This is a genomic window from Streptomyces sp. WM6372 (genome assembly GCF_001279655.1).
GTDB lineage: Bacteria > Actinomycetota > Actinomycetes > Streptomycetales > Streptomycetaceae > Streptomyces.
The window spans coordinates 49,279-61,841 of sequence record NZ_LGDB01000189.1; the positions used below are offsets into that span (position 1 = coordinate 49,279).

General features: G+C 70.6%; 12 protein-coding genes and 1 pseudogene. 6 read left to right on the top strand and 7 right to left on the bottom strand.

The window, feature by feature from the left end; all coding sequences use genetic code 11:
* Nucleotides 1-252: 252 nt before the first annotated feature.
* Both ADK52_RS20510 and ADK52_RS20515 read right to left on the bottom strand, forming a co-directional pair.
* The gene (locus ADK52_RS20510) at nucleotides 253-1,608 is read right to left on the bottom strand and encodes a M4 family metallopeptidase (protein ID WP_159045996.1); all 1,356 of its coding nucleotides are present in this window, start codon (nucleotides 1,606-1,608) and stop codon (nucleotides 253-255) included.
* A gap of 150 nt (nucleotides 1,609-1,758) precedes the next feature.
* Nucleotides 1,759-2,874, bottom strand: a complete 1,116-nt coding sequence (locus tag ADK52_RS20515; protein ID WP_053691288.1) for a C40 family peptidase — start codon at nucleotides 2,872-2,874, stop codon at nucleotides 1,759-1,761.
* Between the two features lie 239 nt (nucleotides 2,875-3,113).
* Between ADK52_RS20515 and ADK52_RS20520 the strand changes: the two genes are divergently transcribed.
* Both ADK52_RS20520 and ADK52_RS40330 read left to right on the top strand, forming a co-directional pair.
* Entirely contained in the window at nucleotides 3,114-3,779 is a 666-nt protein-coding gene (locus ADK52_RS20520; RefSeq protein WP_234344091.1) for a maleylpyruvate isomerase N-terminal domain-containing protein, read from the top strand.
* 47 nt (nucleotides 3,780-3,826) lie between these two features.
* Nucleotides 3,827-4,340 (top strand): annotated as a pseudogene (locus ADK52_RS40330) (GNAT family N-acetyltransferase); the annotation flags it as partial.
* Nucleotides 4,341-4,384: 44 nt separating this feature from the next.
* Here the strand turns inward: ADK52_RS40330 and ADK52_RS20525 are convergent.
* A complete protein-coding gene (locus ADK52_RS20525; protein ID WP_053691289.1) occupies nucleotides 4,385-4,930 on the bottom strand; it encodes a hypothetical protein in 546 nt (181 codons plus the stop codon).
* Nucleotides 4,931-5,249: 319 nt separating this feature from the next.
* Here ADK52_RS20525 and ADK52_RS20530 point away from each other — a divergent pair, with 319 nt between their 5' ends.
* On the top strand, nucleotides 5,250-5,678 hold the full coding sequence (locus tag ADK52_RS20530) for an MmcQ/YjbR family DNA-binding protein (RefSeq protein ID WP_053691290.1): 429 nt from the start codon (nucleotides 5,250-5,252) through the stop codon (nucleotides 5,676-5,678).
* Between the two features lie 263 nt (nucleotides 5,679-5,941).
* Here the strand turns inward: ADK52_RS20530 and ADK52_RS20535 are convergent, their stop codons facing one another.
* Nucleotides 5,942-6,886, bottom strand: coding sequence for a hypothetical protein (locus tag ADK52_RS20535; protein WP_159045997.1), 945 nt, complete (start codon nucleotides 6,884-6,886; stop codon nucleotides 5,942-5,944).
* Nucleotides 6,887-7,091: 205 nt separating this feature from the next.
* Between ADK52_RS20535 and ADK52_RS20540 the strand changes: the two genes are divergently transcribed.
* Together ADK52_RS20540 and ADK52_RS20550 are read left to right on the top strand one after the other, a co-directional pair.
* A complete protein-coding gene (locus ADK52_RS20540; protein WP_053691292.1) occupies nucleotides 7,092-8,057 on the top strand; it encodes an amidohydrolase family protein in 966 nt (321 codons plus the stop codon).
* A gap of 432 nt (nucleotides 8,058-8,489) precedes the next feature.
* Nucleotides 8,490-8,717, top strand: a complete 228-nt coding sequence (locus ADK52_RS20550) for a hypothetical protein (RefSeq protein ID WP_053691294.1) — start codon at nucleotides 8,490-8,492, stop codon at nucleotides 8,715-8,717.
* 106 nt (nucleotides 8,718-8,823) lie between these two features.
* Here ADK52_RS20550 and ADK52_RS20555 read toward each other — a convergent pair whose 3' ends face one another.
* The 3 genes from ADK52_RS20555 to ADK52_RS20565 form a co-directional block, all read right to left on the bottom strand.
* Nucleotides 8,824-9,678 carry an SDR family oxidoreductase gene (locus ADK52_RS20555; protein WP_324615934.1) on the bottom strand — a complete coding sequence of 285 codons (855 nt, stop codon included), beginning with the start codon at nucleotides 9,676-9,678 and terminating at the stop codon, nucleotides 8,824-8,826.
* A 119-nt stretch (nucleotides 9,679-9,797) separates the two neighbouring features.
* On the bottom strand, nucleotides 9,798-10,274 hold the full coding sequence (locus tag ADK52_RS20560; protein ID WP_053691296.1) for a hypothetical protein: 477 nt from the start codon (nucleotides 10,272-10,274) through the stop codon (nucleotides 9,798-9,800).
* A 147-nt stretch (nucleotides 10,275-10,421) separates the two neighbouring features.
* Nucleotides 10,422-10,940 carry a MarR family winged helix-turn-helix transcriptional regulator gene (locus ADK52_RS20565; RefSeq protein WP_053691297.1) on the bottom strand — a complete coding sequence of 173 codons (519 nt, stop codon included), beginning with the start codon at nucleotides 10,938-10,940 and terminating at the stop codon, nucleotides 10,422-10,424.
* A gap of 893 nt (nucleotides 10,941-11,833) precedes the next feature.
* Between ADK52_RS20565 and ADK52_RS20570 the strand changes: the two genes are divergently transcribed.
* Nucleotides 11,834-12,448, top strand: a complete 615-nt coding sequence (locus tag ADK52_RS20570; protein ID WP_053691298.1) for a DUF1345 domain-containing protein — start codon at nucleotides 11,834-11,836, stop codon at nucleotides 12,446-12,448.
* The last annotated feature ends 115 nt before the right edge of the window (nucleotides 12,449-12,563 follow it).

Sequence of the window (12,563 nt, forward strand, 5' to 3'; positions counted from 1 at the left end):
CTCGACATCCGCAGACCGCCGAATCCGAGAAATCCGGATCGAGCCCCACCACCGCTGCAGCAGACCCGCGAGCCGGGCGCCACCACCGAGGGTGAGTGCGGCACGGGCGGCCGCTCCCATGAAGACGATCAGCTCAGCCGCAGCGTACCGCTGCCTTGCAGCGCCGGACCGCAGCCCGGGGCCGGTGTTGTTGTCGACTCCGGGGCGCGGCTCCGGGCGACGGTTCCGGGCGGGGGCTCCGGGCGACGGGCCTCAGCGGGGTCCGATCTCCCAGCTTGCCTGGCGCTGGGAGGTATTGCCGTCGCAGTCGGCCGCGGTGAACGTGACCTCGTAGGTGCCCTGGTGGGTTGCGTTGCCGCTCACGACTCCGGTGGTCGCGTTCAGGTTCAGCCCCGGGGGCAGGCCGGTGGCGGTGAACGTGACGCGTTGACGCTGGGGGTCGGGCGCCCGCAGCCGAACCATGACCTCGGCACCGACCGCACTGCTCTGCGGGTTGACCCATTTCAATGACGGGGCTTGTGGCGCCGGGGGGATCGGGTCGCTGCCGTCGACGCCCACCGCGAGCCATGCCGCGGCCACGGTCTTGGTCTCGGTGCTGCGGGCGCCGTACAGGTCGGTCGCGGCGCGCAGGGTCGCGTCCCGGGCCCCGGAGAAGTTGGAGTTGGGTACCAGGTAGCGGGTCAGCGCGCGGTACCAGATCTTCCCGGCCTTGTCGTTGCCGATGCCGGTCACCGCCGGTGCTCCGCCGCAGGTCGGGCTGTTCCCCCATGCGGACTGCCCGCTGCCCACGGCCAGCTGGTAGAAGAACTTGTTGCTGATCCCGCCGATCTGGTGATTGGGCTGGTCCCCGTCGGTCACCCCCGGCGTCCAACAGCCCTTGGAGGCGCCGTCCTTGGTGGGGTCGTCCATGTGGCGCAAGGGCTTCTCGCCCACGCCCTCGCCGATCGTGTAGTCGGGCCGGTCCTTGCCGCTGTTCGCCGAAAACTCCACCAGGGTGGCGAAGATGTCGCTCGTGGACTCGTTCAGGCCGCCGGCCTCGCCGTTGAGATCCAGACCGGCGGTCACGCCGGTGATGCCGTGCGTCATTTCGTGGGCGACCACGTCGGTGGCGTTCCATGCGGCCTTGCCGCCGGCCGCCGGGCCCAGGAGCGTGCAGCCGCAGTCCGGCTCGTACTGGGCGAAGAACTCACCGTCCGGCGGGCCCACGTCGGTGAAGAGGCGGGGGCCGGTCCCGTCATCGTGAATGCCGCGCCTTCCGTGCTGCTGCAGGAAGTAGTCCCAGGTCCGCGCGGCCGCGACGTAGGCGTCCACGTCGGCGGTCTGACGGTCGTCCTTGCTTCCGTTGCCCCAGACGTCGTCGGCGTCCGCCGACGGCCTGCCGAAGCCCCAGCCGCGGAAGTAGTCGTTGGCCATGTTGCGTACCTGGAGACCGCCGCGCCCTGGATCCACCATCACGAAGTCGCCTTCGGGACTGCGGCTCGTGCTGATCCGCACGTCACCGTTCTGGTAGCCGTGCCCGAGGCCCGAGCCGACCGGCCCGGCCTGGGCCACGCCCGTCATGCCCAGAGCCAGCAGAGCCGCCGCTGATGCGATCGCTTTCGTTGTCATCCTCACGCACCCGGGACGTTCGAGGGGCGATGAGGTTGCTTCCTCCGGTGACGTTCGTGCCAGGGCGGCTCTTCGGGCTGTACGCGCACGGTCACCCCGCCGCCGCGACGCAGGGGCAGGGTTTCGCCGTACGGCAGTGCCGTACGCGCGTCAGCGGGTGAGGAAGCGGGTGGCGCCCACGTAGACGCGGCCGGTGGAACCGATGGGCTCCTCCTTGACCGGGTCACCGGTCCGAGGCGAGTTGATCATCATGGGTTCGCCGTTCCTCGTCCCCGAATAGATGCCGACGTGGGTGACGTCGGTGCCGGTGGCGGGACGGAACGCGACGATGTCGCCGAGCCTGAGGTCCTCCGTACCGGTGATCCGCACCCCCGCGGCCGATCCGGCGGGTACCTGCCCGCCGCCCGCGTCGAACTGCGGCTGGGCGTCCCGGGGGATCGTCACGCCGAGGGCGGAGTAGACCTGGCCGGTGAGACCGGAGCAGTCGTAGCCGAATCCGGAGGTGCCCGACCACAGGTAGGGCAGACCCATGAAGGCGCGTGCGGCGGCGACCACGTCCGCGCCGCTCGGTGCGGCCGGCACCCTCGCCAGGTCGTCGGCCCGGAAGAACAGCCGGCCACCGCTGGGGGAGTAGGCGGTGACGACTCCGGGCCGCGGACCGGCCTTCACCGGGAAGGAGGTGTTGTACGAGTACTCGCCCGCCTGCCCGGATTGGCGCCCGGCGAGTGCCGCCTGGGCGGTGGTGAAGCCCCGGGCCGTGGGGCGGGCAACGCGTTCCTCGTGCGTACCGCCGGGCGGGCGCCGGTGCTCCGAGGTCAGTTGCCGGTCGGGAATCCAGCCGGGGTAGGCGCCCCGTCCTGCCTGGTCCCGGGGGGTGGGCTGGCCGTGCACCCATACGTGGTCCCAGAGGAGACCGCCGTGCCACTCGGTGCGGTCGACGGTCACCTGGACGCCGTGGAGAGCCTGCGTCTCCCCGGCGACCTCACGCCGCTCGTCCAGGGACATGGTCGTCAACCAGCCGCGGATGTCCGCGGGATTGGTGGTCGCCGGAGCATCCACGGGTCGGACCTGTTCGGGGCTCACCCAGACCTGAGCGACCGTCACGCTGACGTAGCAGGTCGCGGCGCCGTCGCAGGGACGTGGCGCGGCGGATACGGAGGGGCGGTCCGGGGTGGTGGGAGCCGCGGGGACTGCGGCGGCGGCCGGAGTCGCGAGGGCGAGGAGCATCGCAGCGGTTGCCGTCAGGACGGTCTTCACGGAATACATGCGTCGATCCTGTCCAGGGCAGCGCGCCTGCGAACCCCTCCGACCCGGTCGTCTCCCGCGGGTCGCGGTCAGGCCTGCCGGTCGGCACCCGCGGGCAACCCTCCACCTGCTGGGGGCGCAGGTCAGCTGCGGCTGCGCCCGAAGTTGCCGGCCGAGCTGGTCGGCAAAAATCCCTGTCCGATGAATGGATCTTGGTGATGGATGCCCGGAGCGGAGAAGACTCTGGAGTCCCCGACCTGATGCGGTTGATCGACGGCAGGTCGGCGGCCTTCCGTGCCGCGGTCGCCGCCGCGCCCAGGCTCGACGTGCAGGTGCCGAACTGCCCCGAGTGGACGCTGTTCGCTCTGGTGCAGCACCTGGGCGACGGGCGGCGCGCCTGGGCCGCCACCGTTGCCGCGAGCCCTGACGCGATGGCCAAGTCCGTGCCGCCGCAGGGCGCCCCGGCCGCACCCCCGGGAGCGAGAGGCCCTGCTGGCCTGGCTGGCGGAATCGCCGCAGGAACTGCTGGACGCCAGCTCCAGGAGATCGCGCTGCACACCTGCTACGCCCAGATCACCGTGGGCGGCCCACAGCCATTGCCGGTCGAGGTGACACTCGATGGCGTCGAGGAGTTCCTGTCCACCTGCAACGCGACGACGAGCGCTCGGCCGCACAAGCCCACGGTCTTCGAGTACCACGCCACCGAGGGGTGCTCCTGGCGCCTCACGGTCGACGGTGACGGCGCACGCCCCACCCGCATCCCCGAGCCCGCCGGTCAAGAACTGGGAGTGGCCGGCGCCTCCCTCCGGGGAACGGCCGGCGAGCTCGTCCTCACCCTCTACGGTCGCATCCCGCCGGACTCCCTGGAACTCGGCGGCGACCGAAGCGTCTTCGACCAGCTCATCGCCCGGGAACCGGAGGCGTAGGACACGACGATGCGCCCGCCCGTGCTGCCAGGGGTCCGGTGAAACGAATGCGCCCCGAAGGCGGTTCAGGCGCGAGGGAGTGCCGGGAGGTCTTCCTCGACACGGCCCTTGCAGCGTTCGGGCGCTTACGGGAACCCCGGCCGAAGGCACGGGGTTGTAGTGGCCGGCGTGCGAAACGGACCGCAACCTGCTCGCCGTGACTGCGGACGGGCAGCCCGTCGGCACCACTGGCGCGTACTCCTTCGAGCTGACCCTGCCCGGTGAAACCCTCGCCCCGGACACCGACGCCGGGGCGCACTGGGCGCGATGACGTGGCATCAGCTCGCCGAGCTGCGGGCGCGAGGGGAGTTCCTCTCCGTCCTGCCGGCTTCCGCGGCCCTGATCCACGGCAGGTTCGGCCGCGGACCGGCGACCTGCACGGCGCGGCTGACGGTGCCGCGCCACCAGGCCGCCCTCGCCGTTCCCCGGGAGCGCACAGCGGCCGACGCAGGCGACGCAGCCGAAGCCCCGGCGGCCGGCTCGGGCACCGGGGCGGTCGGCCATCTCCGATCACCATGTGGTGGCCCATGCCGTTGCCGACCGCCCCTGAGCGAGCTGGCGCCGGGCTACGACGACGCGGATACGTGACTGTCGGCCGCCGTCATGCTCACGATCGTCCAGGTCGCCGTGGCCCACAGGGAGAGCGCAGCGCCCCCGCCCACCACCTCACGCACAAACGCGTCGGACCCGCCCGCCCAGCCGATGACGGCTCCGGCCGCTCCGACGGCCACCAACAGGGCGCCCGGCAACTTGAGGCGGGGCTGCTCGAACGTCGCCGCCAAGGGGAAGAAGTGCAACCCGACGGTCACGGCCACCAGGGACGGGATCAGCCCCTGCGCACCCGTGCTCGCGCAGGCTGCCACCACAGCGACGATCACCAGCCACTGCAGGGCATTGATCTGGTTGAAGCGCCGTCGCCGTCCCGGGTCGGCGAGCGGATCCACCTGCGTACCCCCGAGGAAGCGGTGGCGTGCGATGAGCAGTAGTCCCACCGTCACCAGGCATCCCACGACGACGGCCGCGAGCCGGACCGGCCCGGCGAAGCCACTGGTGCCCAGCAGCCACCAGCCGAGACCGAAGAGCGCAAGAATCCCCACCCCTGACTTGAACATGCCAGTACTGTAGATCGTTAAGACCTTCGCGCACCACAGAACAGCACAGCTGCTCACGGCGTACGACGCGCGTCTGCCGCCCGCCGTACGCCGCGGTGGTTCGAGTCCACGATGCGGCGTGGCCTGCGACAGCCGGCCAAGCACGGCTTCGTCGTTCAGAATGCGCACCCTGGCCCGAAGCGCGGTCCGGCGAGAAACCGGTGCGATCCGGCGACCCCGTTTGGCGGCCCCGTCCGGGGGCTTCGCCCGCGGGTGCGCCCGGCCGCCTTCCACCGCGCGCCATGTCCCGTAGCCACCCCTGGATGAAGGAAAGCACCGAGTGAATCCCGATGATGTCGCGGCATACGCCCTGGACCTGCCCGAGGTCAGTGAGGAAGAGCCATGGGGCCCGCACCGGCCCGTCTACAAGGCCGGCGGCAAGATCTTCGCCACCCTGGCGGCGGCGGCCAACGCCTCGCAGCCCGACCGGCTGAGCGTGAAATGCGAATCCGCCCTCGCCCTGCACCTGTACGAGCAGTATCCGGCGGTCCGCCCCGGATACGGGTACCAGGGCCCCCGGTGGCACTGGCTCACCGTCCATCTGGACGGCACGGTCCCCGACGAGGAACTCGCCGAGATGATCAGTCACTCCTGGCAGTGCGTCGTGGACGGTCTGCCCCGCACCGCCCGCGACCGGCTGCACAGCCTTCGCCGTGATCAGGACCAGCCCCCTGCGCAGAGCCGGGCGGACGGACCGGCGTCGCCGTAACCGGTCGGCGGACGCAGCCATGGGCAGGCGCGTGCGAGCGCCTCGCCACGGCGTTCGCGGATCGTTGCCTTGACAACAGTTGTCGTGGCATTCAGCTGCCGCGGTGCGCCAGCGAGGTGGCGTCGGCGAAGGAACCCTGGTCGAGCCGGCGCGACAGGTCGAAGGTGCCGTCGCCCTTGCCCGGGTGCAGCCACAGGGTGCCGGCGCCCGGGTCGACGCTCCAGATGTCGACGGTGCCGTCGCCGTTGAGGTCGCCGTGCTTGTCACGGGTGGCCAGGCGCTTGGCGTAGAAGCTCGGTGCGGGCGAAGCGGGTCTTCTCGGGGTCGTCCTCGTTCTCGGGGAACTGGACGGACTTCACGGACGGGGTCTTGTCGGGTCGGGTGCGGTCGAGCGTGAACGTGCACTGGCCCGCCCAGGGGCCGGGGGCACCGACCTTGTCCAGCGCCCGGACGTCCCGGCGGTACCTGCCGTCGAGCCCGGTCGCGGGGATGGGCGGCTGGGCCACATTGCCGTTGGTGATCTTCCTTTCGACCTTGGTGGGGGTCGAGGCGCCTTCCTTCCAGTAGTGGAACTCGGCCCAGAGGTTGACGTCCTCCTTGTCCTTGTCCTTCACGCGGGCACGCAGGACGACCTGGTCGGTCGTCCCGATGACGCCGCCGGTGCAGGGGACGGAGGGGTCGGTGGACCGCTCGGTCACCTTGTCCGGGGTGGTGTTGAAGGTGACCGAGATCCGGGCGCTGTTCGGGTCGAGCTTGCGCCAGGAGACGTCGACGGTGTCCTTGGCCGCCTTCAGGCCGAACGTCCAGTTGCCCCAGTGCTTCTGGGCGGCCGTCGCCACGGCCGACTTCACGTTGAGCTCGATCAGGTTGCCGTCACCGGGGCAGTTGCGCCCGCCGTAGGACTGGCCGGTCGCGTCGACCATCCGGACCCGGTTCGGCTGGTTGTTCCAGGTGGTGGACTTGGAGATGGTGCCGGTGTCCCGGACCTGGATGTCACCGGACTTGCAGCTCCAGGAGCCGGCCGACTTCTGCTTGATGCGCAGGGCCGACTCGATGATCTGCTTGTCACAGTAGTCGGTCATGGCGACCTGGAAGAAGGTCTTGGCGCAGATCACCGCGTTGCCGTTGGCGGCGTCCTTCGCACAGCCGCGCGGGCGGTGGTCCTCGCGTTCGACAGGGAGTCCACCCCGTCCTGACGGAGGGAACACGCAGGGCCCTGCCACGGCTTCACCGCCGCGGCAGGGCCTTTGCGTCAAGCCCGTTCGGGCGCACCGTTCATCTCCCTCACTCGGGAGTTGACAGGCGAAGGTCGCCGCCCGAGGTGAGGCGGCCGCCGCGGCCTTATGGTCCACGCGACGCCCATCGAACGGCGAAGACTTCGCCGTGACCCGTCCTCACGCCAGGAGCCTCCGCATGCCCGCACCCACCGGTCTGATCGACGTCCACCACCACGCCATCCCGCCCTTCTACGCCGAGGCCCTCGGCGACCGGAAGGCCATCCCCGGCGTGGACTACCCGACGTGGACCCCCGAGCAAAGCCTGGAGGTCATGGACGCCCACGGCATCGCCGCCGCCGTCCTGTCCGTCACCGCCCCCGGCGTCACCTTCCTCGACGGGCCGGACGCCCCGAAGCTGGCCCGCCGCGTCAACGAGTACTTCGCCGAGCTGGTCCGCGAGCACCCCACCCGCTTCGGCGCCTTCGCGATCCTGCCCCTCCCCGACGTGGCCGCCGCCCGAGAGGAGCTCCGTTACGCGCTCGACGAGCTCGGCCTGGACGGCGCGGGCGTCCTGACCTCGTACGGCCACCGCTACCTCGGCGACCCCGAGTTCGAGCCCCTCTTTGCGGAGATCGCCGAGCGCGGCGCGGCCGTCCACGTCCACCCGGCCGCCCCGCCCAGCCGCGACCTGTCCACCTTCGACCTGCCGGTCTCCCTCTACGAGTTCACCTTCGAGACCACCCGCACCGCGGCCAGCCTGCTCTTCAACGGCGTCCTGGACCGCCTGCCCGACCTGCGGATGATCCTCTCGCACGCCGGCGGCACCCTCCCCTTCCTGGCCCGCCGCCTCACCTACGGCACCACCATCGGCGCGTACCTGGAGGACCGCGCCCCGGAGGACGTCATCGGCACCCTCGGCCGCCTCCACTACGACATCGCGATGTCCGCCAACGACTTCGCGCTCCCCGCCCTGACCCGCCTCACGGGCACGGACCACATCCTCTACGGCAGCGACTACCCCTTCATGCCCGCTGCCCACACCACCGAGAACACCAACGGCTTCGCCGAGTTCGACGGCTGGACCGACGCCCAGCGCGCCGAGATCGGCCGCACCAACGCCCTCCGCCTCCTGCCCGCCCTGGCCGCCCGCCTGACCCCCTGAGAACCCGCCCGGTGCCGTTCCCCGCACTCCCGTTTCGGCCGCAGCAGAGGACCCCGGCAATGATCGTCGGGGTCCTCTGCTGCGGGAATCGATGCCTGCCGGGCCGGCCATGACCCGATCAAGCCCCCCACGGGGCCCCGCCAGGAGCCGCTGTGTCACAGGACCGTCACAACGCTCACATCGCGCCGGCACTGCGGCAAGCATGTTCCGATGCGGACACACCACGTCATCCCCGTAGTCGCGGGCGCCCTCCTTGCCGTCGCCGCCTGCACGGCACAGCCCGCGGACAGTGGCACGGACAAGCCCGGCCCTACCGCGTCCTCGCCTGCTTCCTCGTCCACGCCTTCGGCCACGCCCTCGCCCGCCGGCTCACCGCAGTCGAGCAGCCCGAGCTCCGGAGGGGCGTCTCCCTCGGCCTGGACGGGCACGCACATGCCGAAACTGATCGGCAGGTCGCTGAAGGATGCGCGCGAGGCGTTGCCCTCCGGTACGAACATCGAGGTCCAGGACTTGAGTTCGCAGGGCCGTACCGCCGCGGATGAGAGCGGCTGGCGCGTCTGCTTCCAGTCCCCGGGCGCCAGCACGCCGCTCTATGGCAGCACGCTGGTGACGGTCAAGGTCCTCAAGTTCGAGGAGAACTGCCTCCAGCCGCCGAGCTGAGCCGGTCAGAGGCTCACCTGCGCCGCCCACCGCCGACGGATGACTGATCATCTGCCGTGTGCGGCTGGGCGGTTCGCAGGTTCGTGACCAGGCTTGAGGCGGCGTCCTATCGGCGGAAAGGGGCGTGGTGTTCGTGCAGGAAGGCGTCGAGGGTGCGGGGCGGGCGGCCGAGGATGTCGATGACGGTGGTGGTGGGGGTTTCGGGTCGGGCCATGGCGAGCTGCTGGATCTCCGTCACGTGGTCGGCGAGCCAGGTGGGCATGTGGGCGTTGTGGATGAGGTTGTCTCGCAGCTCGCCCGGGGTGAGGTTGACGTAGCGGATCTGATGGCCGGTAAGGGCAGTGAGCCGTGAGGCGAGTTCCGGGTAGGAGACGGCTTCGGGTCCGGTCAGGGTGTAGGTGCCGCCGGCGATGTCGGGCCTGGTGAGGGCAGCGGCGGCGACGTCGCCGATGTCGCGGCAGTCGATGTAGTTGCAGGGCGCGTCGCCCGTCGTGCCGAGGATGATGCCCTGGGCGACGGCGGGGGCCAGGCGCAGGAGGTTCTGCATGAACGCGTAGGGACGCAGGATGGTGTGGGTGAGGCCGCTGGTGCGCAGGTGTTCCTCGACGGCGTGGTGTCCGCGGGAGATGGCGACGGGGGAGTCGGGTTCGGCGGCGGGTGCGGAGATCTTGACGACGTGCTCGACGCCGGTGTCGACGGCGATGTCGATGACGCGGGTTTCGAGTTCGACCTGTGCGGGGCTGTTGGCCATGGCGAGGAAGAGCTGGTCGGCGCCCTTGAAGGCGGTGCGCAGGGAGCGGGGGTCGGTGGCGTCGGCGTACTGAACCTCGACGGGGGGTTGGTGTGCGCCGGTTATGCCGGAGATCGACTTGTGCGGGGTGCGGGTCAGTGCGCGGACGGGCGCGCCGAGTGTGAGGAGGCTGTGGAGCAGGGCGTTCCCGGTTGCTCCGGTCGCTCCCATGACAACGATCATCGTGTGCTCATTCCTTGGTGACTTTCCGGCGGCGGGTGCTGCCGGGGTGGGCTCGGTTGGGCTCGGGCTCGGGCTCGTGGGGCGGGTGGGCCCGGTGCCGGGGTGGGCTATGCCGGGGATGGCGTGGTGGTGGTACTGCGCCAGCGCAGGGTGACGATGGTGGTGGCGAGGGCTGCGGAGACGGGCAGGTCGATGCGCAGGCGCTCCAGCCACGGGGTGGCGGGGATCAGGGTGTGGGCGGGTAGCCATTGGGCGGTGAACCAACCCAGCAGGGTCGCCGCGCCGGCGGCGGTGATGACGAGTGCGGCGGTCAGGGCGACGCGTGGCGCGGTGGTGGTCCACCGTCGGGGCTGCCCGCCGTGCCGCAGCCAGGTGCCGACCAGGAACGCCACCACGGCGGAGGTGCCGGCGATGGAGGTGCAGGCGGCCACGGCCAAGTCCGGCTGTCCGGTGACGACTCCAGCGGTACCGGCCATCAGCGCGGGGGCGGCGTAGGCGGTCAGCACCTCACGCCACAGGGTGAACGGCCGGGGCGGCCGGGATGCTGACCGGTTTCGGCTGGTTCTGTCTTTCGTTGCGGGCATGCTGGCCTCTTTCTCGTTCGTGTGAGGGAAGCGAAGGGTTGTGGCGGGGGCGGCAGGCCTGGTCCGCAATATAATTAGGCGGCTAACTATCGCCTCGTAAAAAGGGACCCTACCCGGAGGGCGGGGTCAAAACGGCTGAGATTGGGGTCAGTCGGCGGCCAGGGCCGCGCTGCCGCGCACGACGCGGGCGAGCAGATCCAGGAACACCGCACGCTCCTCGACGGAAAGCCCGCCCACCATTGCCTCAAGCCGACCGAAATGCTCGGGCGCCATGTCGCGCAGGAGCTGCGCCCCACGCGCGGTAAGGATGGCCACGGTGCCCCGGCCGTCCTCCGTGGACGGGCGGCGGGCGATCAAGCCCTCGCGCTCGAGGCCGTCCAGCAGGCCGGTGACCGTGGCCCTCGAGACGTCGAGGTCGGCCGCGAGGCGTGAGGGGGACTTCTCCCCGCCGTGGTCTTCGAGGTCGGCGAGCAGGCGGTAGCGCCCCGTCGACAGGCCGAACCTGGCAAAGTGCGCCTCGGCCGCCCGGCCGACCCTCGCGCCTGCGGAGATCAGCCGCACCGCGACCAGTACCGCCTGCGGGTCGACCTCCAGGCCGTAGTGCTCGACCTGCCGCCTGGCCTGGTCCAGCGTGGGTGCCTCGCCATCGATACCGTCCCTCGTCATGGAAGTAATATGGTGCCTAATCATCTGGGCTGTCAAGCCACTCCGATCTCTGGCCTGGAGTCGTCCCGCAAGGTCTGGTCACAGGTGGGTGGGGACGTGCGTTCACGTTATGGGGTGTCCAGCTCGGTGCCGATGGCGCCTGCGGAGCGGAGTGTGTGGCCCAGGTCCCCGGTGAGGAGGCGGGGGTGTCGCCGCCACCACCACATCTCCGGGGGAAAAGACCCGTGGCACTGGGCCATGCCATGCCGTCGTCATCGACGGTCGCGGTGCGGAACCGTTCGTCCAGCTCCCTGATCCTCTGCGTCCATACCAGCACGAGGTGGTCGTCCAGCAGGAGCCACGCCTCGTGGAGCCAGTTCCTGCAGTAGAGGTCGTTGCTGTATTCCTCGACCATGCCGGTATGGCCACGCTCGATCTCTCGTACCAGCGCCACCGGGATTCGCCGCGCGCGGCACGGTTGCGCGCGGTGTGCACGTGCGGTTGGACGGGTGCCGAGTACCCGCTGGACTGGGAGCGGAGCGTGGGTCCGTCGAGGCCCGAGCCTTCGGCAGGCATGTGAGTGCGGAGCGTGTCGGTCATGCCGTCGCATTCACTTCGGTTTACGGTGAGATCCAAGATCCCGGACTCGCGGCGGGCGAGCGAGCGGGGAACGGTCGTGGAGGCAGCCGCCGGCACACGACTTCACCTTCGAGGAGCCGCAGATGAGTGCCACATCATGGGCGACCCCCGCCACCCGCCGTGCCGTTGCCGCGGCTGACAGCGCGATCTGACCCGCCACCGAGCCCGGGCAGCAGTCGGCCGTGACCGGACACTCTTCCTCCGATGCGAACCCTACGAGCGATCCGCACGGGCCGGAGCCGCGGCGTGCGCAGTCCGCAGAGAGCCGCTGGCCGATGGCCGGAGCCGTCATCGCTTCCGCGGTGCTGACCCTGCTCCTGCCCGACGACTTGCGCCTGGGGCCCCGATGGGCGCTTCCTCTCGCCGAAGGACTGCTCCTGGTGGCGCTGATCTCGGGTGACCCCCTTCGGATCAGCCGCCGCTCGACGGCCTTGCGCGCAGTGTCGATCGCCCTGGTCGGCGTGCTGGCATGCGGGGCGATCTGGTCGACCGTCCGGCTGATCGACGACCTCATCCACGGCGGGACCGAGACCAACTCCGCCACTGCCCTCCTGCTGGCCGGCAGCAGCGTCTGGGCCTCAACCGTCCTCGCGTTCTCCCTGCTGTACTTCGAGCTCGACAGTGGCGGGCCTGCCGCCCGCGCCCACCACATGCCCCAGACCCCCGCACTCGCCTTTCCCCAACAGCTCAGCCCCGAACTGAACGCCTCACACTGGCGTCCCCGCTACATCGACTACTTCTACCTCGGCTTCACCAACTCCACCGCATTGAGCCCCACCGACGTCATGCCACTCGCCCCCTGGGCCAAGATCGTCATGACCCTGCAGTCCATCGTCTCCCTGGTCATCCTGGGACTCGTCGTCGCCCGGGCCGTCAACGTCCTTGCCTGACGAACCGCCGAATCACCGGGCAGGCCCTTCACCCGCTGGTCCCTCCGCAAGGTCGCCGATCACCTGCGCAGGAACCTCGCCCCGCCCGTCCGGATCGGCCGGCCCGTCGGGGTCG

Coding starts and splice junctions, on each gene's coding strand:
- ADK52_RS20510 (WP_159045996.1), bottom strand. CDS start 1,608: ATGACAACGAAAGCGATCGCATCAGCGGCGGCTCTGCTGGCTCTGGGC.
- ADK52_RS20515 (WP_053691288.1), bottom strand. CDS start 2,874: ATGTATTCCGTGAAGACCGTCCTGACGGCAACCGCTGCGATGCTCCTC.
- ADK52_RS20520 (WP_234344091.1), top strand. CDS start 3,114: ATGCGGTTGATCGACGGCAGGTCGGCGGCCTTCCGTGCCGCGGTCGCC.
- ADK52_RS20525 (WP_053691289.1), bottom strand. CDS start 4,930: ATGTTCAAGTCAGGGGTGGGGATTCTTGCGCTCTTCGGTCTCGGCTGG.
- ADK52_RS20540 (WP_053691292.1), top strand. CDS start 7,092: ATGCCCGCACCCACCGGTCTGATCGACGTCCACCACCACGCCATCCCG.
- ADK52_RS20550 (WP_053691294.1), top strand. CDS start 8,490: ATGCCGAAACTGATCGGCAGGTCGCTGAAGGATGCGCGCGAGGCGTTG.
- ADK52_RS20555 (WP_324615934.1), bottom strand. CDS start 9,678: ATGGGAGCGACCGGAGCAACCGGGAACGCCCTGCTCCACAGCCTCCTC.
- ADK52_RS20560 (WP_053691296.1), bottom strand. CDS start 10,274: ATGCCCGCAACGAAAGACAGAACCAGCCGAAACCGGTCAGCATCCCGG.
- ADK52_RS20565 (WP_053691297.1), bottom strand. CDS start 10,940: ATGACGAGGGACGGTATCGATGGCGAGGCACCCACGCTGGACCAGGCC.
- ADK52_RS20570 (WP_053691298.1), top strand. CDS start 11,834: ATGGCCGGAGCCGTCATCGCTTCCGCGGTGCTGACCCTGCTCCTGCCC.